Genomic DNA, 26,488 nt, shown 5'->3' on the forward strand with positions numbered 1-26,488 from the left:
AAAAACGGCGCTCAAATTAGTCGGCGAGTGCCTTCGGCAGTAGGGACCGCACCTCATTGGCTAGGGCCGCGACGGCGCCAGGCTGCCCGCGAAGACTGCGCAAATCATCCCGTTGCCCCTGCAGCCGGCTTGGGGAGGCCAACCAATCGTCTGCTTCGGCGGCGATGGCCTCAGGCTGGATCGCCCCCACACGCTCGGGCACCACGGCCCGGCCCGCGGAAATATTGGGCCAAGCCAAGAAACCATGGTTACGCAGCCGCCAGGCGCTGAGCAGGGCACCGATGCACCAGCGCAAACCTGGCAGCCTGGCCAGCAATCCCAGCCAACCGTCCCAGGCCTGCATCACCCCCAGGTGCTGGGTGGGCACGATCACGATCATCGGCACCCCGAGAGCACCAAGTTCCGCGGTGTTGGCACCCACGGTGGTAAGCGCCAACGCGCACTGACTCAAAGGACCATGGGCGGGCGGATCCTCCTGAAGGTGAATCTCCGTGCCTGCAGTGGTGATCAATCGCCTCCACGGACATCGCTCCGTTGGCGGTTCCAGGCGGGCAATGCCAGAGGTGTAAGCAGCAGCAATGGGATTCGTCGAGCCCGCAAAACGCTCGAGCGCGGCCGCCGAGGTGGTGGGCGCGACGGGCAGCAGGAATCGGCAGCCGGGGCGACGGGCCGCCAGACGATCAGCCGTGTCCAGCAAAAACGGCACGCCAACCGCCAACTTGGCAGCCTTCGAACCAGGCAACAACGCCACCCACTCGCCATCAGGCAAAGGCGCCTGGGCACGGGCATGGCTGGAGAGATCGGCCATCAGATCCCCGACCACCGTGCAGCGGGAGCGGAAGCGTTGTGGCAACTGCTCCAGCACCGCAGGGCCCATGGCCGCGAGGCGATCATTCCAGCGAGGCCAGCGCGCAACCCATTCCGCATAGGTGATGTGGCGATAACCGAGCCGTGCCGACAACAGCACGCTCCAGAACTGATCCCCCCCGAGGAACACCACCACGCCCTGGGGAGCCCAAGGACCTTCCAGCCGAGGATTCAGCAGCATGCGCCAGAACCGCCGAGCAGGCGTAATCCGATCAAATTGACCCCAGCGCGACGCGGCATCCGCCTCCTGCCCTGTGGCATTTGGGCAGGGCACCAGCACGAGGCGAAGACTGATCAGCGACTGCTGGGCCCTGGGACGGAGCTGCAAGGAGCGATGCAGCTGTTCAGCCAGCGGACGCACCCAGGTGGCCAACTCCCCCGGGCCATTGGAAACGAAAACGATCGACAGGCGAGCCGGTGCCCTGGAGGGTCCTGGTCCACGCGGCTCAGACATTGGCCTGATCGGAGAGACACCTCGTGGAGGCCATTCCGTCACTCGCGATGGCCAGCATTCGGTTGAGAAGAAAAAGTGCGGATGGCGAGACTTGAACTCGCAAGGCCGAAGCCACACGCCCCTCAAACGTGCGTGTCTACCAATTCCACCACATCCGCGTGGCTGACTTGACCGCTCGGGTCTCGTCGAGGATGGATCATACCGGGCCGTGGTCCACCCCTCGGCAATCAGTGATCAGGGCCACGCCAGGCGCACGCCCTCAACGCAACGTTTTGGCTTTTCAAAGCAGAGGCGCTGATACGATCCGCCCTTGCATGGATACTGCGGGATGACCATCGGCAAGGTGCTGATCGCCAACCGCGGCGAAATTGCTCTCCGGATCATTCGGAGCTGCAGAGAGCTTGGGATCGCCACGGTGGCGGTGTACAGCACGGTTGATCGCAACGCTCTGCACGTGCAATTGGCAGACGAAGCGGTTTGTGTCGGCGAAGCCGCCAGCAGCAAGAGCTATCTCAATATCCCCAACATCCTTGCGGCCGCCACATCCCGTGGGGCTGATGCCATCCACCCGGGTTATGGCTTCCTGGCAGAGAACGATCGTTTCGCGGAAATGTGCCGCGACCATGGCATCACCTTTGTGGGCCCCTCCCCCCACGCGATCCGTTCGATGGGAGACAAAGCCACCGCCAAAAGCACGATGCAACGGGTGGGCGTGCCCACCGTTCCCGGCAGCGAGGGCCTGCTCTCCACCCCCGACGATGCAGCTGCCCTGGCCGAAGAGATGGGCTATCCGGTGATGATCAAAGCCACCGCCGGTGGCGGTGGCCGTGGCATGCGCCTGGTGCCCGGTCCCGATCAGCTGCACACCCTGTTCAAAGCAGCCCAGGGGGAAGCTGAAGCGGCCTTTGGCAACCCTGGGCTCTATATGGAGAAATTCATCGACCGGCCCCGGCACGTGGAGGTGCAGGTGCTGGCCGATCGCCACGGCAACGTGGTGCACCTCGGTGAGCGCGATTGCTCAATCCAACGGCGTCACCAAAAACTGCTGGAGGAAGCTCCGAGCCCGGCCTTGGATCCGGAACTGCGCCGCCGCATGGGGGAAGCCGCCGTTGCCGCCGCACGCAGCATCCAATACGAGGGGGCAGGCACCGTGGAATTCCTGCTCGACCGCAGCGGGGGCTTCTATTTCATGGAAATGAACACCCGCATTCAGGTGGAGCACCCTGTCACCGAGATGGTCACAGGGATTGACCTGATCGCAGAACAGCTGCGCATCGCCGGCGGTGAGCCGATCAGCGTCAGCCAAGACCAAATCCAGCTGCGGGGCCATGCAATCGAGTGCCGCATCAACGCGGAAGACGCCGCCCACAATTTCCGGCCGGCCCCCGGCAAGATCACCGGCTGGTTACCGCCAGGAGGCCCTGGGATCCGCGTCGACAGCCACGTGTACACCGGCTACGACATCCCGCCCTTCTACGACTCCCTGATCGGCAAGCTGATCATCTGGGCACCGGATCGCCCGAGTGCCCTGAAGCGCATGCGCCGCGCACTGAATGAGTGCGCCGTGACCGGCATTCCCACCACCGTGGAATTCCACCTGCGCCTTCTCGACCGCCCGGAGTTCCAACAGGGCGACGTGCACACCAAATTCGTCGAACAAGACATGCTCTAAGCCAGGTCATTGTCCTGGCTGAATCGTCTCATCTCGAAGAAAGGGTCAGGCCACTGCTCCACTGGTTGCGCTGCGCATCAGCAGCTGCGAAAGCAATCCCTGCTGACCCACCAATAATTCGCGCACCAAGCTGATCACCCCAACCCAGATCACCGGCGTCACGTCGACGCCACCGATTGGGGCGATGACGCGGCGGCTCAACGCCAGAACCGGCTCGGTGGGCAGCGCCACCACGGGCCAGAGGCCGGCTTTGAGGTCGACCTGGGGGTACCAGGTCAGCACGATGCGCAGGAGGAAACAGAGAGTCCAGGCAGCCAGCAGCAAGCCGAGAACCAGGTGCACACCGGGCAGGAGCGCAATGAGGGTTGGCGTCACAAAGCTCAAAGCATCCAAGCCCGCATCGTAGAAAGACGCCGACACTCCGTAGGATCCTCGAATCCAGGCCATCGATTCCGCGTCGACATGACCCCCTCCCTCTCCAATTTTCTGAGCAGCCTCGTGTGGGGCACCTTGATCGTGGTCATCCCTGCCAGCATCGGCCTGTTCTTCCTCAGCCAGACCGACCAGGTCGACCGCAAGCTCTGATGCCACTGGCGCACTCCGTAAACTGACGGTCAAGAGCTGTTCGTTAACAGCCTTCAGCCGTAGCCAGGGGGCACGCAACTGTGGTTAATGCCAGTCTTAATTGGGCCAGCATCGTTGGCATCGTGCTGGCCGTAGGTGGCGCGCTCCTCTACTTCATGCGCAGCTTCAAGCCTGCGCTGGCACGGGACTACGACGTGTTCTTTGCCGCCATCGGCCTTCTGTGTGGCGGCATCTTGTTTTTTCAGGGCTGGCGCCTGGATCCGATCCTGCAGTTCGGACAGTTTCTGCTCGCCAGCACCACAGTTTTCTTTGCCTACGAAAGCGTCCGCTTGCGCGGCGTCTCCACGGAACAGGCGCGCCGCTCGGCCTATTTCGATGATGAACCGGCCCCCGTACGAGACCCGGCAGGGGGCCTGAATGGCGGCTGGGATTCGTCCTACGACCGGTTTGACAACCCTGAGCCTCAGCCCCTTCGCCGCCGCTTCCAAGGCAGCGCCGACGAGGGTTACGGCGAACAGGATGGCAACGAACAGGACTTCTATCGCCCCCGTCGGCCTTCGCGCGCTGCCATCCCTGAGCAAGCCGCAAGCCGCCGTCGCAATCGTGATAAAGCAGGCGACAACTGGGACGAACGCAGCAGCGAACGGGAACGCAGGATGGCCCGTTTCGGCCAGCGGGATGACGCAGCAGACAAACGTCCGTCCTTCGGCGAGCGCCGGGATCAGCGGCAGGATCAACGCCGTGGCAGTCGCCCCAGTGCCACCCGCATGAGTCCCGCCGATCAAGACGCTCGCACCGAGCGTTCACCGGCTTCGGCAACCAGTCGTCCCTCCGGTATCCCCCAGGGATCACCGCTCCGTCAGGGACCCGAAGACGCAGCCTTTAGCCCCTCGGATCGCGCACGCCGTCCAGGCCCTTCTGGATCAGGCCCATCGCGTGCACCCTCGGCTCAGACAGCCTCACGCCCAGAACAACGGCCGCAATCCAACCGCAGCGAAGCAGGGCCGACCAGTGCCAGTCGTCCAGCTCCACGCAGCTCCCGTCCGCGCGACAACAGCTCCCGCTTCGACGACTGATCCGAACAGGGCTGAACAGCCATGGGCGATCGGCCTGTGATCTCCAACAGCATCCGCCGACTGAGTGTGACGACCGCCCTCAGCCTGTTGCTGCTCGGCTGTGGCCCGGAGACCCGCCGCGCTCCCGGCGCTGCTGCGGACCGCCAGCAGACCGATCCTGCGATCAGCGGCAATGGCCAAGTGCTGGCTGTGATTGAAGACCGGCGCGGACGCCCCACGGTTCAACTGCGTGATCTGCGCAGCGATCAACCGCTTCCCTTGCGTCACCTCAACGGACAACAGCCCCATAGCTCTCCATCACTGAGCTGGAACGGCCGCTATTTGGCGGTGATCACCCAGCGGGGCAATCGACGCCTGGCCGTGATCGAAGACCGACTCACCGGTCGAGCCCACCCAGTGCGCCCCCCTGGAAACCACGACCCTGTTCGCATCCAGATCGCGCCCGACGGCCAACGACTCGCGATGCAGGTGGCGCAACGCGGACGTTGGCGCGTGGAGGTTCTTGATCTCAGCGGCATGCTCGAACCCGATCGCCCTGGCGGATTACGGGTGACAACGCCGGAGGAGACACCATGAGGTCCCTGCCCCCCGGCCCTCGCGTGGTCGCAGGCTTGATCACGGCCACAGCCTTCACCCTGGCGGGCTGCAGCAGTGATGAAATCAGGCCGATGAACGCGCTCAATGGCTCTCTGGAGCGGAGCAGTGATGCCCGCCGGGACCCTTCCATGGCGCAGGGGTGGCTCGCCACCCTGGCCAGCAAGAACGGACGGGAACGCATCGAGCTGATCGATCTGCGCAACGGCATGCCGGTTCCCACGCCAGGGCTCAACAGAGCCGATGCCCAACCCGTAAGCATCAGCTTGAGTGGTGATGGTGAGCGCCTCGCCGTGGTGCAGCAACGGGACGGGCGCACCGAACTGATGCTCTACCGGCGCAGCGTTGGCAGCCTCCAACGCCTCGAGATTGTTCCGGCAGGTGTCCCCCGCCAGGTGAGCCTGGATGGCAGCGGCCGGATGTTGGCGGTGCAGGTGAGTCGGAGCGGCCGCTGGGGCGTGGACCTCATCCGCCTGCCTTAGCCCTCAGGGAACAAGGCCCGCCCAATGCAGAAAGGTGTCGTGGCACAGCGCTTCCACCAACAGCACCGCCGCAAAGCCAACCATGGCGAAACGACCATTCACCCGCTCGGCATAGCCACTCCAACCAAAGGCAGGCACATCGGACGTGGTGGCACTGGTGGCCGGAACGGAACCGGCCCCGGACTCCTGAGAGGTCGCGTCAGTGCTGCTGGTGGTCATGCCGCAGGTTCAAGAATGACCAAAGTCATAGCTGGCGGCGGGGAGCAACTGCCAGCCCCCCTGACCGTTGAGCTCGAGCACCAGATCATGGAATGACTTGAGGGTGGGACGGTGCCCCACGCTGACCACAGCCATCTCCCGTTCCACCAGCAGCTCATAGAGGTGGCGCTCGGTGGCCACATCAAGAGCACTGGTGGCTTCATCAAGAACCACCACCTTGGGGGCGTTGAGAAGCAGGCGCGCAAAGGCCAGACGCTGCTGCTCACCAAGCGAGAGCAGGCGGGGCCAGTCCTGCTTCACATCAAACGACGGATAGCGATCCAGCAACGCTTCCAACTGCACTTCCTTCAGGACCGCCCTGAGGTGGTCGTCGCTGAAACGATCACAGTCAAGGGGGTAACAAAGCTGCTCCCGCAACGACCCCAGGGTCATGTAAGGGCGCTGGGGAATGAACAACAATTCCCCAGAAGGAGGGGTGGAAACCTGACCGGTGGGGGAAGCCCAGAGGCCACTGATCACTCGCAGCAGCGATGTCTTGCCGCAGCCGGAGGGACCCACAACCAACATCTTCTGGCTTCCTGTAATGCTGAAGTTGAGATCTTTGGCGAGAAGTCGCTCGGAGAAGGGGGTTTTCACCGCTGCACCCTTCAGCACAATTGAATTGGCCGGCGTGACCTCAGAGAAGAAATCCTTGTACTCCACAGGATCAATTTTAGAAATATTCGACTGAAATCCCTCCAAGCGACCCACCGACGCAGAAAAGCGAGCGAGATCTTCGATCTTATAAACGATGAAAAACAGCGAATTTTCAACAAGGTTGTACGCAACATTGGCCTGGGAAAAACCGCCATAGTCCATCTTCCCAGAGAGGATCGGAGCGATCAGAATCAAATAAGGAATGAAATTACTGCCGTAGATACCAACCCTTTGCAGCATCTTCAACAGGGCTTCCCAGATGATCAGAAGATCAAAATTGCGAATAACCGTTCGCAGCCTGCGACCAACCTCGCGAGACTCCTCAGGCTCACCCGAATAAAAAGCAATCGACTCCGAATTATTCCTGACATGGACGAGTCCATAGCGGAAATCCGCTTCATAGCGGAGCTGATCGGTGTTAATCGCAGCAAGCCGTCGTCCCGCGAAGACCATCACCGCCGAAATGGTTCCCGCATACAAGAAGAGGGCAAAAGCAAGCTCACCACTGATACTCCAAAGAATTGCGATGTTCAACGAGAACATCAACAGCGAATCAAAAATATCGAGGGTGAACTTCAGAGCTTCTTTCGTAAAGTCCTTCGTGTCATCCGCCATCCGCTGATCAGGGTTATCAACATCACCCCCTGATCCTTCGTTGGGATTGAGAACGTAATAAGCCCTGTCTTTGAAGTAGTCGGAGACCAAACTTTTAGTCAGCCAGTCGCGCCAGATCAAGCTGAGCTTCGCCGTAAGGTAGTACTGAAGCGTGCGAATTGGCAGCGCCGCCATGAAGCAGATGCCATACACCCAAAGATTGCGATAGCTCAGCTCAGGATTGCGCTCAATCAGCGCATTCGTGAGATCGCGAGCAATGAAGGTAATACCAGCATTGATACCATTGACCGACAACAGCATCAGGATGATCACACCCAGCAGAAGCCAGGGCAACCAACGGCGCTGACGCAAACGTGAGCGAAAGCCGATAAAACAGCCGAGGCCTGATATGAACAACAGAAGGATTAATTGCCCCCAACAGAGCCAACTCAGGCCCAATTGATTCATCCACGGACTGAGTGTTCCGATCGGAACGGTCCAGAACTGCTTCAGAGGGCCATTCACACCAGCAAACTGACTAGAGGCCAGAGCGGGAGCCAGCACACCCACCAAGGCCAACACCCCCGAGACAGCGAACTGAACGGTGAGCAACCAGCTGACAATCAGCGCTGGAAAACAAAGCCAGGCCTTGGTCTCAAAGCCACGCCGTAAGCGGTCCTGACAGATCAGGGACACCACCAGAGCAACGGGGTAAATCGCTAACGACAGCTGTCCCCACGACAGGATCGTGATGATCGGCAAGGACCAGATCGCTGCGATTGACCCCTGCACACCCCCGAGATACTGAGCTGTGACTTGCGGCCAGATGGCCCCAAGGAGGGCCATCAAACCGGACAGCAGGCCAAGCACGGTGCCTGCGACACAGAAGAGGAGCGACAACAACAGCAGCGCAAACTGCCAGCCGTTGCTGTCGGTGTAAGGCAAGAAGTAGGGCTGGGAAAGGCGGCGCAGCCTCGTCAGCTGGGACCGAAATGACTGCAGGGACGCCATGAACTCACCTTCCTGATGACCATTGTGGCGACTGGTCGCAGCTGGCGTCTGATCATCCCGGCGGCCAGTCGAGGGCCCGACCGCCAATCACATGCACATGCAGGTGAAACACGGTCTGCCCTGCCTCAGCGCCGCTGTTGATCACGGTGCGCCAAGCCTCCAAACCTTCCTGCTTCGCCACCTTCGCAGCCACCACCAACAGGTGACCCAGCAATGCTTCATCGGCTGGCTCCGCTTCCCGCAAGCTCTCGATCGGCTTGCGTGGAATCACCAACACATGCACAGGAGCCTGGGGTGCCACATCCCGAAACGCCAGACAGTGGTCATCGCTGTAAACCTCATCACAGGGGATTTCCCCCCGCAGGATGCGACCAAAGATCGTGTCACCCGCCATGGAGAAAGCCTGCTCGCGGCAGGGGTTGAAACAGGAGTTGAGACAGGCAGGGCATCGAGGGAATGCACCGACTGATTCGCAATGCTGGCACGTTGCCAAAGCGCCTCACTGCTCGGATTGGAGGCCTGCCCTGTCACCGTTGAAGTGGATCTCGCCCCAGGGCTACCAGGCCTGCAGCTGGTGGGATTGCCTGATGCAGCGATCCAGGAATCGCGGGAACGGGTTCGCGCAGCGTTGCGCAACAGCGGCTTTCGCGGTCCTCTGGTGCGCGTGGTGGTGAACCTTGCGCCAGCCGATCTGCGCAAGGAAGGCCCCGCCTTTGATCTCCCCATTGCCCTGGCGCTACTGGCGGCCAGTGGCCAACTCGATGCCCCACTGCTGAAAGGGCTGTGGTGCGCGGGGGAACTGGGACTCGACGGCAGCCTGCGGCCCTGCCGGGGAATCCTTGCAGTGGCCTGCCTGGCAGCGTCACACAGCGCCAAAGCGCTCGTTGTCCCCGAAGCGAACGCGGAAGAAGCCGCTCTGGTGCCGGACCTCTCCGTGCTTGCAGCGGACTCTCTGCAAGAGCTAGTGGCCAGTCTGCGTGACGCGCCGAAAGGTTTGAACCGGTGCTCCAAACGCCCACCGAAACACCCGAGGCAGACACACCAAGGCGAAGCCCCGTCCACCAACCCCGAACCAGCGACCGCCGAGATCAGCGCGATCCGCGGCCAACCCCTTGCCCAAACAGCGCTGGCCCTGGCCGCAGCGGGCGGACACCATCTGCTGATGGTCGGTCCACCCGGATGCGGCAAGACCTTGCTGGCCCGTCACCTTCCCGACCTGCTGCCGCCGCTGTCTCAGCAGGAAGCCCTCGACATCAGTCGGGTGCACTCGATTGCCGGAGTGCTGACGGCCGGCAATGGCCTGGTGCGCCAGCGCCCCTTCCGGGCACCCCATCACAGCTGTTCCATCGCAGCCTTGCTGGGGGGTGGAGCTCTCCCCCGACCGGGCGAACTGAGCCTTGCCCATGGCGGAGTGCTCTTTCTCGATGAACTGGCGGAGTTCCCCCGGCGAGTGCTGGATCAACTGCGCCAACCCCTGGAGGAAGGCGAGCTGTGGCTGAGTCGCTCCCGCCTGAAATGCAAATTCCCCTGCCGCATCACCCTGGTGGCTGCCGCCAATCCCTGCCCCTGCGGCTGGTTTGGCGATCCCGATCACCCCTGCCGATGCTCCGCACTGCAACGCCAGCGCTACTGGTCACGCCTGTCAGGCCCTCTGCTGGATCGCCTCGATCTTCAGCTCCGCCTGGAGCGACTGAGCAGCAGCACGATGCGCTCCAGCCTCGAGACGCTGAACCACGACAGCGAAAGCACCATCACGGCAGACCAAATCGACAACGCCCGCAAGCGGATGGCCAAACGCAACCCTGACGGCTGCCTCAATGCAGCGTTAAGCGGCCCCCAACTCGGACTCCATGCCGGCTTGAACCCCCAACTCCTGGATCGATGGGAGCAAGCTGTGAATCAGCGCAAACTGAGTGCTCGCAGCGGCATCCGCGTGCTTCGCGTGGCACGGAGCCTGGCCGACCTGGCCGACCAGCCACGCATCGGCAACGATCATCTCGCCCAGGCCCTCTGCTTCCGCAGCTTTGACCTGGGCATCACGGATTAGAACGGATCAACCGCAGTCGATCACACGGTCAACGCGAATGACCCGGCGTGTCGTGGAACGGTTGCACGCCAATCGGTGGTGGCAGGTGCATTTTCTCTTCGCGTGGATTGCCGAAGGCATGAGACATCGTCTCTCCAAACCACTGACGGATATCCCTGAGCTTCTGACCCATAGCAAACTCCCGATGTGTCTCATCCAGTCTGGATTGAGACAGAGCGGGAGCCAACAGGTGGAACTACCGGTTTTTCAAACCGGAATGAGCGCTTGATCAGCGACGACGACGACGCTGCTGAGCCTTGCGCTTGTACTTCTCGATGGGGGTCTCGTGATGACGCAAACGCTTGAGGTCGGCAAAGATTCCTGCCTTAGACACCTGACGCTTGAAGCGACGCAGCGCTGATTCGATGCCTTCGTTTTCTCCGACCGTGACCTGAGTCATGCAACAAGCGTGGTTTCCAGCCCGTCAATGTAGCAACCAGCCTTCACTCAAGGCTCTAAAGCAGCGGGGGAGGCTGCCTCGGGCTTGGTGTCATCCGCTGAAGGGTCAGTGTCGGACTGTGCTGGCTCGGCGGGCTCAGGCTCGCTGCCGGGCCACACTTCCCGGAACACATAGAGATGACCAAGAGCACGATCGCCGTAGTGGCGGCGCATCAACTTCCAACCCGGCTCCAGTTCCAGCTTGAGGAAACCAGCCCCGGCACCTCCTGCCCGCGCCACCACGTGGGTGCTGGCAGACGTTCTGGACGGAACGGCAATCAGCTCCACGTCCTGATTGGTCTTCACCACCGCAAGGCGATAGCGCGTTCCGAAATCGTCACCCCCGATGCGGAGGGAATAGCCATTACCGTCGATGTAGCGGTTGCAGATCCCCGTGAAGTCAAAGGTGGCCAGCAGGGGGTCCACCACCGCTGGAGCACTGCCGGAGACCGCAAAGCAAGGGCGCTTGCTCGTGCGTTGCTCATAGATATTCAGCTGCGATGACTCGCCTTGCCCGATCGGGGCAGCCACCAGGACGAAATTGGTCTCTTCAACGGGAACAGCCGTGAACAGCGACCCTTGGGCTGACGCCGATGGCCCCACCAGCGTGGCCCCGGCCACAGCGAAGGCCAGGGTGATCGGAAGGGAGCGCACCATCGAGACGGAAGTGGGTTGGGCGGATCGTAAAAGTGACGACGCTCCCAGTCATGGGGGCTCAGGCCGGTTTATTGAGTCGAATCGCGACAAGAAGTGACCCAACCGTGGCTGGAGCCGTGAGCCCCAGGATCCAGCGGGTGGGTGTCACACCCAGGTCTGGATCGCCGTAAGCCAGCTCAAACACGGAGCCTGTTGCAGCAATACCAAGCACGCAAGCGAGGGCCAGAAACAATCCGGCCAGGGGTTTCATCGGCATGGGGAGAGGGCTCTGAAGCGTCAGACGAGGGAACGAACGTCAGCGGCCTGAAAGCCGTGGTCCTTGAGTTCCTTGTTCAAGCCACCGGAGTCGGTGACGCGATCAACAAACAGCACCCCTTTGAGGTGATCCATTTCGTGCTGGATGCAGCGGGCCATCAATCCATCGGCCTTCATCGTTTTCGGACGGCCCATCTCGTCGCGGTAGCTCAGCTGAATGGCCGTGGGCCGCACCACATCGAGATAAACCCCTGGGATGCTCAGACACCCTTCTTCGTAGGTGTCGACGGTGGCACTGGCGGTGGTGATCTCGGGATTGATCAGAACCAGCGGCGGAGAGGAGGGCGTTTCAAGATCAAGATCGATCACCAGCAGCTGCTTGTGCACACCGACCTGAGGAGCCGCCAGCCCGATGCCCTTCGCGGTGTACATGCTGCGCAACATGTCACGGGCTAACTCCCGCACCGACTCATCCACCTTGCTGATGCGCCTCGCTTCCTGCCGCAACACCTCATCCCCCAATTTGTGGATGTCCAGAGGCGACACATCGAGGGCCTCTTTAGCGACCGCAACGGATGAGCTGCTCCGTTCAGCGGACCGTGCCAATTGAGCGAAGCTGCGGGCCAAGATCCTCTTCTCACAATGACGTCGTGAACGCCACTCTAGGCAGAGCCTGCGGCCGCCAGGCCTGACCCTCGCCACTGTGCTGCTCCTCTGTGTCTGCTGCTGTGTCCAACTCCCCTGCTTCCCACTCGTCCCTGCCGCTGCCAGCCGATGTGGCCCTCGGCCGAAGTCCGGTGCTGCGGGATCCACAACTGGTGGGGCAATGGGTGCTTTGGCTGGAACAGCGCCCTCAGGAGCGGGGACGGACCACCGCACTGATCCGTCCCTGGCAGGTCACAGAGCGCAACCCCCAGGAACTCACTCCTGCGCCCTGCAACCTGCGCAGTCGCGTGCACGACTACGGCGGCGGCGTTTTGGCCTGCCATGCCGATGGAGACCAGCTGCTGCTGGTGTGGATCGACGATGGCGATGGCTGCCTATGGGCTCAGAACTGGACAGGTCTGGAGCAGTGCGGTGAGAACGCGGCGGCGCTGGAGGCGGTTGCGCCCCCTCGCCGGCTGACTATCCCAGGGGCGGTCCTGGGGGATGGCCTGATCGATCCACAGCGTCAACGCTGGCTGGGGGTGATGGAGGCGGAAGGCCGCGACTGGCTGGTGAGCGTGAACCTCCAGCAGGACGATCAAAGCCCCACGGTGCTGCATGCCCCCCGGGATTTCGGCGGTTACATGGCCCTCAGCCCCGACGGCCAACACTTGGCCTGGGTGGAATGGGAACAACCCTGGATGCCGTGGGATGCCAGCAGCCTCTGGGTGGCCTCACTGGATGACGCGGGGATGCCTGAACGGCCAACCCTGGTGGCGGGCTGCGACCCATCCAGCCCGCAACGGCTGTCGGTGTTCCAGCCCCAATGGCTGCCCGATGGACGCCTGATGGTCGCTGAGGACCGCAGTGGCTGGTGGAATTTGATGGTGAGCCCGATCAAAGCCACCCCCAGCGCAACCGCGTGGCAACGGCCCTGGCCCATGCAGGCGGAAACGGCCATGCCCCAATGGATTTACGGCATGAGCACCACAGCCTGGAGTGGAGAGCAGATCGTGGCCGCCATCTGCGATCAAGGCCAGTGGCAACTGAAATGCCTGACCGACGACGGCAGCGTTCATGCCGTGGAGCAACCCTTCAACGACCTGGCCGGCCTCCGAGCTGCCGATGGACGCGCCGTTGCGATCGCCAGCAACGCCAGCACCGGGATGGGCCTGCTGGAGCTCGATCTATCAACTGGCCACTGGACCCACTCTCCCGCCACTGAAGCCGTGCTGGCCAAGGAGCAGATCAGCCATGCGGAAGCCCTGTGGTTTGCAGGCAGCGGCGGGCAGCGCACCCACGCCTGGTACTACCCACCCCTCGGCGGAGGCCAAGGCCCCGCCCCCCTGTTGGTGAAGGGCCACAGCGGACCGACCGCGATGGCGCGCACGGGCCTGAATCTCGGGATTCAGTTCTGGACCTCGCGCGGATGGGGAGTCGTCGACGTGAACTACGGCGGCTCCACCGGGTTCGGGCGGGCCTATCGCGATCGCCTGCAGTCCGGTTGGGGCGTGGTGGATGTGGAGGATTGCGCCGCCGCGGCCAAAGCCCTGATCGCCAGTGACCGGGCCCATCCCGATCAGATCGCCATGGAGGGAGGCAGCGCCGGCGGTTTCACCACCCTGGCGTGCCTCTGCTTCACCGATGTCTTCCGGGCCGGCGCCTGCCGCTATGCCGTCAGCGACCTCACCGCCATGGCCTGCGACACCCACCGCTTCGAAGCCCGCTATCTCGATGGGTTGGTGGGCGACTGGCCCCAGGAACGCGCGACCTACGAACAGCGCTCACCGCTGCACCATGCCGACCAGATTCGCTGCCCGGTGATCTTCTTCCAGGGCCTCAAGGATCAGGTGGTGCCGCCGGAACAAACCGAGCGCATGGCCGCAGCACTACGGGAGAACGACCTACCTGTGGAGGTGCTCAACTTCCCCGAGGAGGGCCATGGCTTCCGCGACAGCGCCGTGCAGGTTGCCGTGCTCGAAGCCACCGAAGCCTTCTTCCGCCGTCACTTGGGACTCTGATCGGGCTGGCCGTAGTGGAGACCGCGGAATTGGGCATGCACCGCCTGCATCTGCCCATCGGACAGGAGCGGTGGTTCTCCCAGCTGCAAGGCCTGGAGATACATCCGAGCCAGCGTCTCCACCTCCACGGCGATCCCCAGGGCCTGATCCAGGTTGTCGCCGGCAGTCACAAGGCCATGCCGTGCCAACAGGCAGGCCTTGCGATCCACCAGTGCCTCCACCGTGAAGCGCGAGAGTTCCTCGGTGCCGAAGGTGGCATAGGGGGCACAGCGGATGTCATCGCCCCCGGCCACCGCCGTCATGTAGTGGAACGGGGGAATGCCCTTGTCGTGGCAGGCCAGGGCCGTGCCGTGGATGGGATGGCAATGCAGCACCGCCTGCAGCTCAGGGCGAGCAGCCAGCACATCAGCGTGCAGACGCCATTCCGACGAGGGGCGCCGGGCACCCTCCTGCAGGCGCCTTCCCTGCCAATCGATGGCCACCAGGTCAGTGGGTTCCATCAGCTCATAGGCCAGCGAACTGGGGGTGATGAGCAATCCCCCGGGGATCCGTGCCGAGAGGTTGCCAGACGTGCCCTGATTGAGCCCCGACCCGTTCATACGCCGGGCCACAGCCACCAGTTGTTCGCGCAGATCCAGCTCAGTCATCGGCGTAAAGCCCCTTGAGGCCCGCTTCACTAGCCTCCGCCACACCCCGTTCTGTGATCAGGGCCGTGACTAGTCGGGCAGGGGTGACATCGAAGGCAGGGTTGAAGCCTGGGCTGCCATCGGGGGTGAGCTGCACGCTGGTAATCATGCCGGCGGAGTCGCGGCCCTGAATCTGCGTCACTTCCTGCGCGGATCGCGCTTCGATAGGGATTTCAGCCACGCCGTCACCGAGGGTCCAGTCGATCGTGGATGCCGGCAAAGCCACATAAAACGGCACCTGGTTGTCATGGGCCGCCAGCGCCTTGAGGTAAGTGCCGATCTTGTTGCACACATCCCCACGGCGGGTGGTGCGATCGGTGCCAACGATCACCGCATCCACCTGGCCGTGCTGCATCAGATGGCCACCGGCGTTATCGACAATCACCGTGTGGGGAACCCCCTCCCGGCCCAACTCATAGGCCGTGAGTGACGCTCCCTGATTGCGCGGACGGGTCTCATCCACCCACACATGAATGTTGAGACCGGCGCGATGCGCCTTGTAAATCGGCGCCAACGCGGTTCCCCAATCCACCGTGGCCAGCCAACCGGCATTGCAATGGGTCAACACATTGAACGGTTCATCCCGGCGGTCCACAGGGCGGGCCGCAGCCAACTGCTGAAAAATGGCCAGGCCGTGATCACCGATGGCGGCACACATGGCCACGTCTTCATCGGCAATTCGTGCCGCCTCTCGCTTCGCCGCCTCCGGCCGCTGCTCCGGAGGCAAGGGCAGCAGACGATCACGCACCCGCTCAAGGGCCCAACGCAGATTCACCGCCGTCGGGCGGGTGGCATTGAGCTGCTCAAAAGCAGTCTGGAGTGCCGCATCAGACGGGTCCTCCTGCAGCGCCAACATCAGGCCATAGGCCCCAGTGACGCCGATTAACGGAGCCCCGCGCACCACCATCGTGCTGATGGCCTCCGCCGCTTCGTCGCAATTGCACAGCGTGCGGGTGGTGAAACGGTGGGGAAGCAGGGTTTGATCAATCACCCCCACCGAGCGTCCATCGCTCTCCAGCCAGATGGTGCGCCAGGCCTTGCCATCGATGTTCATCGGCTGCGGATCAGCGGTGAATGCACCATGCTGCCCCCCAATGGGACAGTCCTCAATGCGCGGTTGTTGTGAGGCACTGCTGTGGTGAAGCGTTGTGATCGCCGCCAACTGCTGGGCATGGTCGCTGGTGCCCTGGGCAGCGCCGCCCTGACGGGGCGCGCCACTGCGCGTGCAGCCAAAGCTGCTCCGCCCCTCCCGGCTCCGTCCAGCGACGGGCTGCGCCTCGGCCTGATCAGCGACCTCAACAGCAGCTACGGCTCCACCACTTACATCCCAACGGTGCATCAGGGCCTCAGCCACCTGCTGGCCCTGCACCCGGATTTGGTGGTCTGCGCCGGCGACATGGTCGCCGGCCAGAAACGGGGGCTGAATGCCACACAACTGGACCGCATGTGGGATGGATTTGCCCGCGACGTGCTCCAGCCCGTGCGCGGCCAGGGTGTGCCGTTTCTACCGGCGATCGGGAACCATGACGGCTCCCCGGGGTTCACCGCCGACCGCCTCGCTGCAGCCCGGTTCTGGCAGGCCAGACGGCAGGGACTAGGCCTGCAGTTTGTCGACAGCGGCGGATTTCCCTTTCACTACAGCGTTGCCCAGAACAATGTGTTCTGGCTGGTGTGGGATGCCAGCTCGAGCCGTGTTCCGGCGGACCAACTCAGATGGGCCCGGCAGCAGCTGGCCAGTCCACAAGCCCGGAACGCCCGGCTGCGTCTGGTGGTCGGCCATCTGCCCCTATTCGGACTCAGCCAGGGGCGAGACCGCCCTGGCGAAGTGCTGCATGAGGCAGCTGCCATTCAGACCTTGCTGGAGCAGGGCCAGGCGCAGGCCTACATCAGTGGCCACCAACACGCCTGGTTCCCGGCCCGCAGCGGCAATCTCGACCTGATTCAACTGGGTGCGCTGGGGAGTGGCCCCCGCCGTCTGCTCAACAGCTCCCGACCAGCACGCCAGAGCTTCACCACCCTCGATCTCAACTGGTCGGCGGGCACGATGCGTGAAACCAGTTATTCAGCCAAATCGGGAAGGCCTCTGGCCTGGCAGAGCTTGCCGGCGCAGCTAACGGGGCATCGGGGAGTGATCCAACGCAATCAGCCCCAGCGCAGTCTTTAAACACTCTCTAGAGCGACAGCCCTGGAGAGCGACAGCCCTGGGTCAGCTGTGCTCCCGCAAGAAGTTGATGGTCGACGTGAGCTCGTCGACGAAGCGGTCGATCTCGTCAAACGTGGACGTGAAGCTGAGGCTGGCGCGGGCCGAACCAGGGACACCGTAAAAGCGGTGCAGAGGCTGACAGCAATGGTGGCCACTGCGGATGCAGACCCCACTGAGATCGAGCATGGCGGCGATGTCGTTGGCATGAAGGCCATCGACAAGGAAGGTGGCCAAAGCACCACGCTCCGGTTGCTGCTCCGGCGTCGGCCCCAGGATGCGCAGCCCATCAATGGCCTGCAACCGTGAAAACAGGTGGGCCGTGAGCTGCGCTTCCCAGGCCTGAATCGCCTCGAGGCCAAGCGTTTGGAGATAGGTGATCGCCGCACCCATGCCAATTGCTTCGCCAATCGCAGGCGTGCCGGCCTCAAATTTGTGCGGCAGTTCTGCCCAGGTGCTGTGGTCCAGGAAGACGTCCTGGATCATTTCGCCACCGCCCAAGAAGGGGGGCATCGACTCCAGAAGCGCCTCACGCGCCCAGAGGAACCCCATGCCGGTGGGACCACAGAGCTTGTGCGATGAACCCACAAGAAAATCAATCCCAAGCTGGCCAACATCCAGTGATTTGTGGGCCAGGCTCTGGCATGCATCCAGCAGCACTCGAGCGCCGTGCTGGGCCGCCAAGGCCACCACGTCATCCACCGGATTGCAGCAACCGAGTGTGTTGCTGATGTGCACCAGGCCCACAAGCCGGGTACGGGCATTGAGTTTGGCGCGCAGATCCTCCAGATCGAGGGTGCCCTGCTCGGTCACACCCACGTGCCTCAACACACAGCCGGTGCGCTGGGCCAGTTGCTGCCAAGGCACCAGATTGCTGTGGTGCTCCATCACCGTGAGCAGCACCTCATCACCAGGCTTCAGTTCGGCATCTCCCCAGGTGCGAGCCACCAGATTGATGGCCTCACTGGCGTTGCGAGTGAACACGATCTCGCGGGGACTGGCCGCAGCCACGAACTGCGCCGTGATCAGCCGGGCTCCTTCAAAGGCTTCAGTGGCCCGAGCGCTGAGCTGATGGGCACCACGATGCACATTGGCGTTGTCGCAGCTGTAGTAATCACGCAATGCATCCAGCACAGCCAGGGGCTTCTGACTGGTCGCCGCGTGATCGAGGTAAATCAGCGGCTGGCCAGACGCAGACTCCTGCGCCAAAACTGGAAAATCTGCACGTGTTCGCTCCGCTAGCGTTACAGATGCGTTACGACCAAGTGCCGCCGTCATGAGTTGAGGCCCTCTAGAAGCTGATCCGTGATCGGCCAACGCTGGGCCAGAGGCGGAAGCAGATCAACCACGTCCTGGCAGTAGCCACGCAACAACAAGGCCGCAGCAGTGGCAGCGGAAATTCCACGACTGCGCAGATAGAAGAGCTCATCTTCCTGAAGCTGCGTCACGGTGGCGCCATGGGCACAGCGCACATCGTCTGCAACGATCTCCAGCTCTGGCTTGGCGTCGACGCGAGCGCGATCAGAGAGCAGCAGATTGCGGCTGAGCTGAGCAGCATCGGTGCGTTGGGCAGCCCGGGGCACCTGAACGGCGCCGTTGAAAATGCTGTGGGAGCGACCAGCCGCCACCGATTTTTGCAGTTGATCGAGCTGTCCGTCTTCCCCCTCAAACCGCATCGCGGTGTGAGTCGCGAACTGCTGATCAGCGTCGGTCAACACCAACCCCTTCAGCACCGTTGAGGCGTGGCCATCCACTTGCACCACGCGGGGCTCAAGCCGGCCAAGCTGCCAACCCTTGGCGACAGAGGTGAATTCATAGGTGCTGCGTGGCTCCTGCTCCACCGCCAGATGCCCAAGCAAGGAGGCATCGCCACCGCCAAGGGCAACCAGACCGTGGCGCACACGGGCTTCCTGACCAAGATGCAGTTCCAAAACGTGGCTATGGGCGGATCCGGCTGGCCCCTGGATCACCTCCAGCACCTCCAGCTCTGCTTTCTCTTCAACCAACAGCAGCATGCGAGTTGAAGCCAGGCTTGCCGCAGACGCCGTCACCAGCACTTCCAAAGCAGGGACCGATCCACGGATCCGCAGAGCCAGCACCTGAGTCGCCAGCGCGTGGTTGAACTCCACGGGCCAGGCCTCAGCACAGCCGCAGCGCTCGAGGGTGTGGCCGAGAGCCTGCTCCAGCTCAGCACCTCTGAGCACACTGACGCCCGCGGGGAGGCTGACGGTTGCGAGCGGATCGCTGTGGCCATCGAGCACAATCCTCCAGCCATCGGCTGGGCTCTCTGGCAGATCAGCGAAGCCTGACTCCTGGGGAGATGAAGGCTGAGAGGGCAGCGCAAGGGCGAACAACCCCTCCAGACGCGCCAGATCGGTCAGCCGCCAATCCTCCTGACGACGACTCGGCAAACCGAGACTTGCCAAGGCATTGCGGCCACGCTCTTGAACGGGTTGCAACACACCAGTGGAGGCGGGGAGACGGGTTACCCAATCAGCAACCATTTGTGCAGTCGTGGCCTTGGAGGTGGCGACCATGATCAGGACACTCCCTGGGCGCTGGCGGCAAGCTCCTGGTCCACCCAGTCGTAACCGGTTTTTTCCAACTCCAGGGCCAACTCCCGACCACCAGTGCGGAGAATCCGACCCGCTGCCATCACGTGCACGTAGTCAGGAGTGATCTCATCCAGCAGGCGCTGGTAATGGGTGATCAGCAGAGTGGCGTTGTCAGTGCTGGCGAGCTGGTTCACCCCACCGGCCACGATCCGCAGGGCATCGATATCAAGACCGGAGTCGGTTTCATCGAGGATCGAAACGACAGGCTCCAGCAACGCCATCTGAAGGATTTCATTGCGCTTCTTCTCACCACCGGAGAACCCTTCGTTAACGCTGCGCTCAAGGAAAGCAGGATCCATCTGCACCACATTCAGGCGCTCACGCACGTGGTCTTCGAAATCAAACGTGTCGAGCTCGTCGAGGCCCTGCTGCTGACGACGCGCATTGCTCGAGACCCGCAGGAACTCAAGATTGCTGACGCCAGGGATTTCCACCGGATACTGGAATCCGAGGAACACGCCGAGGCGTGAGCGCTCTTCCGGTTCAAGCTCCAGAAGGTCAGTACCGCGATAACGCACGCTGCCGCCAGTCACGCGATAGGCCGGGTGACCCGCGAGCACTTTGGAGAGGGTGCTTTTGCCACTGCCATTGCGACCCATGACGGCGTGAATTTCGCCGGCACGCACCTCAAGATTCACCCCCTTGAGGATGGGCTGGTCTTCAACGGACGCATGCAGGTCGTTGATCTCGAGGAGCAGCTCGGCGTCAGGGCGGATCACAGGAAGAAGTGGAGGTTTTACAGAAAGGACTGTGTTGCGGTCAGATCATCCATGGTGCGGTGGGCTATCCCACCGAACCCTCGAGCTTGAGCGCCAGCAACTTGTCGGCCTCAGCTGCAAATTCCATTGGCAGCTGATTGAACACATCACGACAGAAACCGCTCACCATCATCGAAACGGCCTCCTCAAATCCGATGCCGCGACTCTGGAGGTAGAAGAGCTGATCTTCCGAGATCCGGCAGGTGCTGGCTTCATGCTCGATCGCAGCCTGAGGTTGTTGGGAGCGGATGTAGGGATAGGTGTTGGCGGCGGCCTCATCGCCAATCAGCATCGAATCGCACTGGCTGTAGTTGCGAGCGCCTTTGGCAGCCGGACCGATTTGGACCAGACCGCGGTAACTGTTGCTGGAGTGACCGGCGCTGATCCCCTTGCTCACGATGGTTGAGCGTGTGCGCGGACCCACGTGGATCATCTTGGTGCCGGTATCGGCTTGCTGACGGTTGTTCGTGAGCGCGACGGAGTAGAACTCACCAACAGAATCTGCCCCCTGCAGCACACAACTGGGATATTTCCAGGTGATGGCAGAACCTGTTTCGACCTGGGTCCAGCTGATGCGGCTGCGAGCACCGCGGCACTGACCCCGCTTGGTCACAAAGTTGTAAATACCGCCCACACCATTTTCATCACCGGCATACCAGTTCTGAACAGTCGAATACTTGATGGAAGCGTCATCCAAAGCGACCAGTTCCACCACAGCAGCGTGCAACTGGTTGGTGTCAAACATGGGGGCAGTACAGCCCTCCAAATAACTCACTGACGCACCTTCCTCGGCAACAATCAAAGTGCGCTCAAACTGACCTGTGTCACCGGAATTGATGCGGAAATAAGTCGAGAGCTCCATTGGGCACTCCACCCCCTTAGGGATGAAGACAAAGGAGCCGTCACTGAAGACTGCCGAATTCAGCGCTGCAAAATAATTGTCATTACTGGGAACAACACTTCCCAAATAACGCTCGATCAGCTCGGGATAATCCTTGATTGCCTCGCTGATCGAGCAGAACACCACGCCGTGTTCAGCGAGCTTCTCGCGGTACGTCGTGGCAATCGAGACGCTGTCAAACACCGCGTCAACAGCCACGTTGCTAAGACGCTTCTGCTCACTCAGTGGAATACCGAGCTTGTCAAATGTCTCCAGGAGCTTGGGATCCACCTCATCGAGGCTGGCCTTCTTTTCCTGCTGTTTGGGAGCGGCGTAATAAACGATGTCTTGGTAGTCAATCGCTGTGTAGCCCAGCTGAGCCCAGTCAGGCTCCTCGAGGGTGAGCCAATGCCGGTAGGCACGCAGACGGAAATCGAGTAAGAACTGCGGCTCCTCCTTTTTGGAGGAGATCAGCCGAACAACATCCTCACTGAGGCCCTTAGCGATCTTCTCAGTTTCAATGTCAGTGACAAAGCCGTACTTGTACGGCTGACTGACAAGATCACGTGTGGAGACACTGGTCATAGTGATCAGCCTGCAGTGGCGTGAATCTCCTCGGTGCTGATGGTTTGAGCATCACCACGGAAAGCGTTGTCTTCCGTCAGGAACAGCATGCAATGACATTCCTTGCGCTCGCGCATGGGCACACAGGGGCAGTTCCAGAAGGCCTGTGACACCTCAGCTTCCTTGTCTTCGTAATGGCGGCAGGGGCACAGGGCACCACCCAGTTCATCCTTGTGACGCGCCAGACCCTTGAGCACAACAGCGGTGACGCCGGGATCGCTGCAGAAATAAGTACCGGTGCGCTGGGCGTAGGTCTCCGCAAACTTACGGATCACCTCAAGGCTTTCAGCTGTGGGCTCAGCGTTTCCAGCGAGCATGTCAGTCATGAGCAGCGGTGGAGGGAGCGGTCAGCAGCGAGAAGCTACGAACGCGCAGACTTTGGGAGATACGAAACCCCAAAGTTTCGTTTTTCGAGCCTAAGGCACCGTCTCGGCCACTGCCGATCGGCCCCAAGACCAAGGCCTTCATTGTGCGCCCCCTCGGCCTCTGGCGGAGGAGTGCTGACGAAGCAGAACAGCCTTTCTAGCTTGCGAAAAGACCGCCGAAACGCGCGCAATGGTCGTCACCAATCAACCCATGGCCGGCTGGCTCGGCCCCCATGAGATCGCCAATCGCCCGATTGCCGAGTGGCTCGGAGAGGAAGCGGAACTCCTGCTCCACACCCCGCCGCGTATCGAGCAGCAACGGCTGCAACTCCCCAGCCCAGCAGTGGTGGATCGCTTCAGTGGCTCCGATCGCAACCCCCAGGTGCTGCGAAGCCTTCAGCAGCTTTACGGCAGCGGTCGACTCGGAGGAAGCGGTTACCTCTCGATCCTTCCCGTCGACCAGGGGATCGAACACTCGGCGGCCCATTCCTTCGCGCCGAACCCTGACTATTTCGACAGCGAAGCGATCGTGGAACTTGCAGTGGAGGCAGGCTGCAGCGCCGTCGCCTCCACCCTTGGCGTGCTGGGGTCAGTGGCGCGGCGATGGGCGCACCGAATTCCATTCCTGGTGAAGCTCAACCACAACCAACTGCTCACCGCCCCCAATCAGCACGAACAGATCCTGTTCGCTTCAGTGGATCAGGCCTGGAACATGGGAGCCGTGGCGGTGGGGGCGACGATCTACTTCGGCAGTGAAGACTGCAACCGTGAGCTTCAGCAGATCGCGGCTCTCTTCGCCCATGCCCACGAGCGGGGGCTAGCCACGGTGCTGTGGTGCTATCTGCGCAATCCCATCTTCAAGCAGTCCGAAGCCGACTACCACCTGGCCGCCGACCTTACGGGCCAGGCCAATCACCTGGGCGTCACGATTGGAGCCGACATCATCAAACAGAAACTGCCAGAGACCAACGGCGGCTACAAAGCCGTGGCGAACGCGCTGGGCGAGCCCTTCGGCATGACCGATGAACGCATCTACAGCGAGCTCTGCAGCGACAACCCCGTGGACCTGTGTCGCTACCAGGTGCTCAATTGCTACGCGGGACGCATCGGCCTGATCAACAGCGGGGGAGCCTCGGGCAGCGACGACATGCATCAGGCCATCCGCACTGCTGTGATCAACAAGCGTGCTGGTGGCAGCGGTCTGATCATGGGCCGCAAAGCCTTCCAAAAACAGCGCCATGAGGGCATCGCCCTCATCCAAGCGGTGCAAGACGTCTACCTAAGCCCGGAGGTGACGATCGCTTGAGCACAACAGTCCCCCGGATCCCGTGGCATCGTGAAGGAACGAGCCGCGACCCGATGGGCGCACACACTCAGGCCCCTACCCGAGAGACCACACTCACCCTGCTGCTTCGGCGGGGTGAGACCAGTGCGGCTGAACTCGCTTCATTGCTGGGGATCTCAGTTCAGGCGATGCGCCGTCATCTGCGCAGTCTCGAAGAGGAAGGCTTGGTGGAGTCATCGCCCATGCCAGCGGGCCCCGGGAGGCCATCCAATCGATGGCGGCTTACCGATCAAGGGCATCAGCATTTCCCTGACGGCAGCGAAGACTTTGCCCTGGGTCTGCTCCAGTCGATGACGGCCACCCTTCCGCCAGAGGCCATGACCTCTTTGCTGGCTCAACAGGCTCTTGAAAAGGCAGAGGCCTATCGCCGCCACATCGGCACCGCACCTCTTGAGCAACGGGTGTCTGTTCTGGCCGAACTGCGGCGGCGGGAGGGCTATGTGACAGACCTGCAGCCCGATCCCGATGGGAAAAGCTGGTGTCTCAGTGAATTTCACTGCTCCGTTCAACGCATCGCGGCGGAGTATCCGGTCGTCTGCGATCAGGAGCTCGAGCTGATGCGTCAGACCTTTCCCGATTGCCAGGTGGATCGCGTGCACTGGCGCCTCAAGGAAGGCCATTCCTGTGGGTTCAGGATCACCCCCGACCATGACTGAGCCCCTCACCCGGGAGATGGTGGAGAAGATCGACGCGACCCTGCTGCCAACCCTGGATCGTCATCACCTTCGCCTGCTGGCCCACTGCTTAAGCAGCTTTCAACAAATGACGGCCCCTGGTGCATCGCGCACCATTCCTTCAAGAGACCAGCAAGAACAGTGGTGCTTGAAGCACCCCCTGCTGCGTGACGATCCCCAGTTTGGGATCCTGTTACTGAATCAATTCGAGGCCGCCGCACGACAGCTGGAGACCCTGGCTCAGTCTTTGGATGTGGCGCCGCTCGACCTGACCCTTGATCACCTGATCGATCAAGCGGTTGCCCATGCGCGTGCACGGCTCGACGCTCCGTAACCCTGTTCGGCCTGCGATCATCCATTCACCCCCTGCGTTCGAACGGAAGCTGCGCATGAGCCTCGTGATCCCCGATGCCCTCAGCTTTTTTCAACGCAGCTGCGGCCGCTGGCGCTCGCAGCGCAGCGTGCATCACCTCCTCCACCGCCGCGCCGAAGCGGGTGGCTCACTGATTGTTGTCGACGACATCGAACGCACCGACCAACGCCTTCAAGAGTTAGCCACCTCCCATGGCCAATCCCCGGAGGCCGTGGTCGGTGGCAGCTTCGTGAGATGGAGCGCATCGATGGCCTGGGATCAAAGCGAGGAGGGCCATGACGGCGAAACGTTTTTCGGCCTGATCCCAGACTCCGATGACGGACGAAGCGGACTGCTACTGCGCACCATGGGCTATGCGGAAAAAGCCCCAGCCACATCGCGCTTTTCCATGGATTCCGAGGATGGCCTGATCCTGGAGACCGCCTACGAAACAATGACTGTCTGGGAACGGTTCAGCTTCCTGAGCCCAGACATTCGCGTGCGATCCAGCACGGTGCAGGGTCTCTCCAACAATGCGTCCTATTGCGTCGAATGCCGAGTCAACGAGGAACAAACCGAGGCGAATGAGGCCACGAAGCCCACAGCACAACCGTCGCAGCAATCGATCTCAGCCCTTGGTTGGTAGCGAGTATTACGGTCTGTAATCGCTTTTCAGAAAAGCCAGGAAGCCACTGAGAACGTCGCTTTACAGTCCGGTTCAGTGTGCGTTGAAGCTCGCGTGGCCATTCCTCTTCTGAAGTACGCGCCGATTACTCAGAACGCTCTGAGAGCGGGTGTTCCCAACATCCGTATCGGCTCTGACGAGGGATCCAGGGCCTACTCCATGGAAATTGCCATGGACGGCGACAACCTGAAGACGGTGATCGAAAGCGCTTACCGCCAGATTTTTTTCCACGCGTTTAAGACCGATCGAGACGTCAACCTCGAATCCCAGTTGCGCGACGGTCAGATCACCGTGCGCGATTTCATTCGAGGGCTGGTCCTCTCGGATACCTTCAAGCGCACCTTCTACGGGTTCAACAGCAACTACAAAGTTGTGCGTCACCTCTGCGAGCGCATTCTTGGCCGCAAGGTGAATGGCAAGGGTGAGGAGCTGTCCTGGTCGATCGTGATCGCCAGCAAGGGGCTCGAAGGCCTTGTGGATGTGCTCCTCGACAGCCAGGAGTACTTGGACTCATTCGGTTACGACACCGTTCCTTATCAGAGGAACCGTGTCCTCCCCGGTCGAGACCTTGGCGATACGCCTTTCAATGTCTCCACGCCTCGCTACGACGAGTACTACCGGGGCATCTTGGGCTTCCCGCAGATCGTCTTCACTGGCACTGCCAAAGCCCTTCCGGCTCGCGCCAAGATCAAACGTGGCGGCGCCCCATCCGACTACATGGCTTGGGTTGCAGGCCTTGCCAATCCCCCAGGAGCCTCCCCAACCAACTCCTCCGACATGGACTACATGGCCAAAGTGCCTTATCGCAGCGTCGGCCGCTGATCGTTTGGCCTTCGCAACTCCAGAAGGGGCTTTGGAGCCCCTTTTTTTGTGCCCCAAAAGCCGCCAGTGGTCAGGATCTTCTGACCCTGGGGAATGCAGGTGATCTGAATCGGGATCTTTCACGCAGACT

At 61.8% G+C, this 26,488-nt stretch carries 29 protein-coding genes and 1 tRNA gene; 13 read left to right on the forward strand and 17 right to left on the reverse strand.

What is annotated here, in order from left to right; translation table 11 throughout:
- Positions 1–16 precede the first annotated feature (16 nt).
- Together RS9916_RS08525 and RS9916_RS08530 are read right to left on the reverse strand one after the other, a co-directional pair.
- A complete protein-coding gene (locus RS9916_RS08525; protein ID WP_007098958.1) occupies positions 17–1,321 on the reverse strand; it encodes a hypothetical protein in 1,305 nt (434 codons plus the stop codon).
- A 76-nt stretch (positions 1,322–1,397) separates the two neighbouring features.
- Positions 1,398–1,479, reverse strand: a tRNA-Leu gene (locus RS9916_RS08530).
- Between the two features lie 170 nt (positions 1,480–1,649).
- Between RS9916_RS08530 and accC the strand changes: the two genes are divergently transcribed.
- On the forward strand, positions 1,650–2,993 hold the full coding sequence (gene accC, locus RS9916_RS08535; RefSeq protein WP_007098959.1) for an acetyl-CoA carboxylase biotin carboxylase subunit: 1,344 nt from the start codon (positions 1,650–1,652) through the stop codon (positions 2,991–2,993).
- Positions 2,994–3,038: 45 nt separating this feature from the next.
- On the opposite strand, the gene RS9916_RS08540 is transcribed toward accC, so the two are convergent.
- Entirely contained in the window at positions 3,039–3,377 is a 339-nt protein-coding gene (locus tag RS9916_RS08540) for a YggT family protein (protein ID WP_038024404.1), read from the reverse strand.
- A 78-nt stretch (positions 3,378–3,455) separates the two neighbouring features.
- Between RS9916_RS08540 and psbX the strand changes: the two genes are divergently transcribed.
- From psbX to RS9916_RS08560, 4 genes are all read left to right on the forward strand, one after another.
- Positions 3,456–3,578 (forward strand): photosystem II reaction center X protein, encoded by a 123-nt coding sequence (gene psbX / locus RS9916_RS08545; protein ID WP_007098961.1) that lies wholly within the window; start codon positions 3,456–3,458, stop codon positions 3,576–3,578.
- Between the two features lie 80 nt (positions 3,579–3,658).
- Positions 3,659–4,654 carry a Ycf66 family protein gene (locus RS9916_RS08550; protein ID WP_007098962.1) on the forward strand — a complete coding sequence of 332 codons (996 nt, stop codon included), beginning with the start codon at positions 3,659–3,661 and terminating at the stop codon, positions 4,652–4,654.
- Between the two features lie 21 nt (positions 4,655–4,675).
- Positions 4,676–5,230, forward strand: a complete 555-nt coding sequence (locus RS9916_RS08555) for an LpqB family beta-propeller domain-containing protein (protein WP_007098963.1) — start codon at positions 4,676–4,678, stop codon at positions 5,228–5,230.
- Positions 5,227–5,730, forward strand: coding sequence for a hypothetical protein (locus RS9916_RS08560; protein ID WP_007098964.1), 504 nt, complete (start codon positions 5,227–5,229; stop codon positions 5,728–5,730). The genes RS9916_RS08555 and RS9916_RS08560 overlap by 4 nt, the downstream gene beginning before the upstream one ends.
- Positions 5,731–5,733: 3 nt before the next feature.
- Here RS9916_RS08560 and RS9916_RS08565 read toward each other — a convergent pair whose 3' ends face one another.
- The 3 genes from RS9916_RS08565 to RS9916_RS08575 are packed head-to-tail and all read right to left on the reverse strand — an operon-like array spanning position 5,734 to position 8,644.
- On the reverse strand, positions 5,734–5,949 hold the full coding sequence (locus RS9916_RS08565; RefSeq protein ID WP_007098965.1) for a chlorophyll a/b-binding protein: 216 nt from the start codon (positions 5,947–5,949) through the stop codon (positions 5,734–5,736).
- 9 nt (positions 5,950–5,958) lie between these two features.
- On the reverse strand, positions 5,959–8,250 hold the full coding sequence (locus RS9916_RS08570; protein ID WP_083773093.1) for an ABC transporter ATP-binding protein/permease: 2,292 nt from the start codon (positions 8,248–8,250) through the stop codon (positions 5,959–5,961).
- A gap of 52 nt (positions 8,251–8,302) precedes the next feature.
- A complete protein-coding gene (locus RS9916_RS08575; RefSeq protein WP_007098967.1) occupies positions 8,303–8,644 on the reverse strand; it encodes a histidine triad nucleotide-binding protein in 342 nt (113 codons plus the stop codon).
- Positions 8,645–8,725: 81 nt separating this feature from the next.
- Between RS9916_RS08575 and RS9916_RS08580 the strand changes: the two genes are divergently transcribed.
- Positions 8,726–10,297 (forward strand): YifB family Mg chelatase-like AAA ATPase, encoded by a 1,572-nt coding sequence (locus RS9916_RS08580; protein WP_007098968.1) that lies wholly within the window; start codon positions 8,726–8,728, stop codon positions 10,295–10,297.
- A 268-nt stretch (positions 10,298–10,565) separates the two neighbouring features.
- On the opposite strand, the gene rpsU is transcribed toward RS9916_RS08580, so the two are convergent.
- The 4 genes from rpsU to def are packed head-to-tail and all read right to left on the reverse strand — an operon-like array spanning position 10,566 to position 12,313.
- Positions 10,566–10,736, reverse strand: coding sequence for a 30S ribosomal protein S21 (rpsU, locus tag RS9916_RS08590; protein ID WP_006043142.1), 171 nt, complete (start codon positions 10,734–10,736; stop codon positions 10,566–10,568).
- A 47-nt stretch (positions 10,737–10,783) separates the two neighbouring features.
- Complete coding sequence (locus RS9916_RS08595) at positions 10,784–11,431, reverse strand: DUF3747 domain-containing protein (protein WP_007098969.1); 648 nt, start codon at positions 11,429–11,431, stop codon at positions 10,784–10,786.
- A 58-nt stretch (positions 11,432–11,489) separates the two neighbouring features.
- Positions 11,490–11,687: a hypothetical protein gene (locus RS9916_RS08600; protein ID WP_038023532.1), complete on the reverse strand. Its 198-nt coding sequence runs from the start codon at positions 11,685–11,687 to the stop codon at positions 11,490–11,492.
- Positions 11,688–11,707: 20 nt separating this feature from the next.
- Positions 11,708–12,313, reverse strand: a complete 606-nt coding sequence (gene def, locus RS9916_RS08605) for a peptide deformylase (RefSeq protein WP_007098972.1) — start codon at positions 12,311–12,313, stop codon at positions 11,708–11,710.
- Between the two features lie 89 nt (positions 12,314–12,402).
- On the opposite strand from def, the gene RS9916_RS08610 reads away from it, so the two are divergent.
- Positions 12,403–14,352, forward strand: coding sequence for a prolyl oligopeptidase family serine peptidase (locus tag RS9916_RS08610; protein WP_232199562.1), 1,950 nt, complete (start codon positions 12,403–12,405; stop codon positions 14,350–14,352).
- On the opposite strand, the gene RS9916_RS08615 is transcribed toward RS9916_RS08610, so the two are convergent.
- The gene (locus tag RS9916_RS08615) at positions 14,337–14,999 is read right to left on the reverse strand and encodes a class II aldolase/adducin family protein (RefSeq protein ID WP_007098974.1); all 663 of its coding nucleotides are present in this window, start codon (positions 14,997–14,999) and stop codon (positions 14,337–14,339) included. The genes RS9916_RS08610 and RS9916_RS08615 overlap by 16 nt on opposite strands.
- Entirely contained in the window at positions 14,992–16,092 is a 1,101-nt protein-coding gene (mtnA, locus tag RS9916_RS08620; RefSeq protein WP_007098975.1) for an S-methyl-5-thioribose-1-phosphate isomerase, read from the reverse strand. The genes RS9916_RS08615 and mtnA overlap by 8 nt, the downstream gene beginning before the upstream one ends.
- 81 nt (positions 16,093–16,173) lie before the next feature.
- Here mtnA and RS9916_RS08625 point away from each other — a divergent pair, with 81 nt between their 5' ends.
- The gene (locus RS9916_RS08625; protein WP_007098976.1) at positions 16,174–17,202 is read left to right on the forward strand and encodes a metallophosphoesterase; all 1,029 of its coding nucleotides are present in this window, start codon (positions 16,174–16,176) and stop codon (positions 17,200–17,202) included.
- 42 nt (positions 17,203–17,244) lie between these two features.
- Here RS9916_RS08625 and RS9916_RS08630 read toward each other — a convergent pair whose 3' ends face one another.
- From RS9916_RS08630 to RS9916_RS08650, 5 genes are all read right to left on the reverse strand, one after another.
- Positions 17,245–18,516 carry a SufS family cysteine desulfurase gene (locus tag RS9916_RS08630; protein ID WP_038023535.1) on the reverse strand — a complete coding sequence of 424 codons (1,272 nt, stop codon included), beginning with the start codon at positions 18,514–18,516 and terminating at the stop codon, positions 17,245–17,247.
- Complete coding sequence (gene sufD, locus RS9916_RS08635) at positions 18,513–19,742, reverse strand: Fe-S cluster assembly protein SufD (protein WP_050752316.1); 1,230 nt, start codon at positions 19,740–19,742, stop codon at positions 18,513–18,515. The genes RS9916_RS08630 and sufD overlap by 4 nt, the downstream gene beginning before the upstream one ends.
- 35 nt (positions 19,743–19,777) lie before the next feature.
- Positions 19,778–20,572 (reverse strand): Fe-S cluster assembly ATPase SufC, encoded by a 795-nt coding sequence (sufC, locus tag RS9916_RS08640; RefSeq protein WP_007098979.1) that lies wholly within the window; start codon positions 20,570–20,572, stop codon positions 19,778–19,780.
- A 64-nt stretch (positions 20,573–20,636) separates the two neighbouring features.
- A complete protein-coding gene (gene sufB, locus RS9916_RS08645) occupies positions 20,637–22,076 on the reverse strand; it encodes a Fe-S cluster assembly protein SufB (RefSeq protein ID WP_007098981.1) in 1,440 nt (479 codons plus the stop codon).
- 5 nt (positions 22,077–22,081) lie between these two features.
- Positions 22,082–22,441, reverse strand: coding sequence for a ferredoxin-thioredoxin reductase catalytic domain-containing protein (locus RS9916_RS08650; RefSeq protein ID WP_156777516.1), 360 nt, complete (start codon positions 22,439–22,441; stop codon positions 22,082–22,084).
- A gap of 250 nt (positions 22,442–22,691) precedes the next feature.
- On the opposite strand from RS9916_RS08650, the gene RS9916_RS08655 reads away from it, so the two are divergent.
- From RS9916_RS08655 to RS9916_RS08675, 5 genes are all read left to right on the forward strand, one after another.
- Positions 22,692–23,786 (forward strand): class I fructose-bisphosphate aldolase, encoded by a 1,095-nt coding sequence (locus tag RS9916_RS08655; protein WP_038024411.1) that lies wholly within the window; start codon positions 22,692–22,694, stop codon positions 23,784–23,786.
- A gap of 53 nt (positions 23,787–23,839) precedes the next feature.
- Positions 23,840–24,481, forward strand: a complete 642-nt coding sequence (gene sufR / locus RS9916_RS08660; RefSeq protein WP_007098984.1) for an iron-sulfur cluster biosynthesis transcriptional regulator SufR — start codon at positions 23,840–23,842, stop codon at positions 24,479–24,481.
- Entirely contained in the window at positions 24,474–24,833 is a 360-nt protein-coding gene (locus RS9916_RS08665; RefSeq protein WP_007098985.1) for a hypothetical protein, read from the forward strand. Before sufR ends, RS9916_RS08665 begins: the two co-directional genes overlap by 8 nt.
- A gap of 55 nt (positions 24,834–24,888) precedes the next feature.
- Positions 24,889–25,497 (forward strand): phycobiliprotein lyase, encoded by a 609-nt coding sequence (locus RS9916_RS08670; protein ID WP_038023538.1) that lies wholly within the window; start codon positions 24,889–24,891, stop codon positions 25,495–25,497.
- A gap of 93 nt (positions 25,498–25,590) precedes the next feature.
- Positions 25,591–26,358, forward strand: a complete 768-nt coding sequence (locus tag RS9916_RS08675) for a phycobilisome rod-core linker polypeptide (protein ID WP_232199564.1) — start codon at positions 25,591–25,593, stop codon at positions 26,356–26,358.
- Positions 26,359–26,488 lie beyond the last annotated feature (130 nt).

The organism is Synechococcus sp. RS9916 (assembly GCF_000153825.1).
Taxonomy (GTDB): Bacteria; Cyanobacteriota; Cyanobacteriia; order PCC-6307; family Cyanobiaceae; genus Synechococcus_C.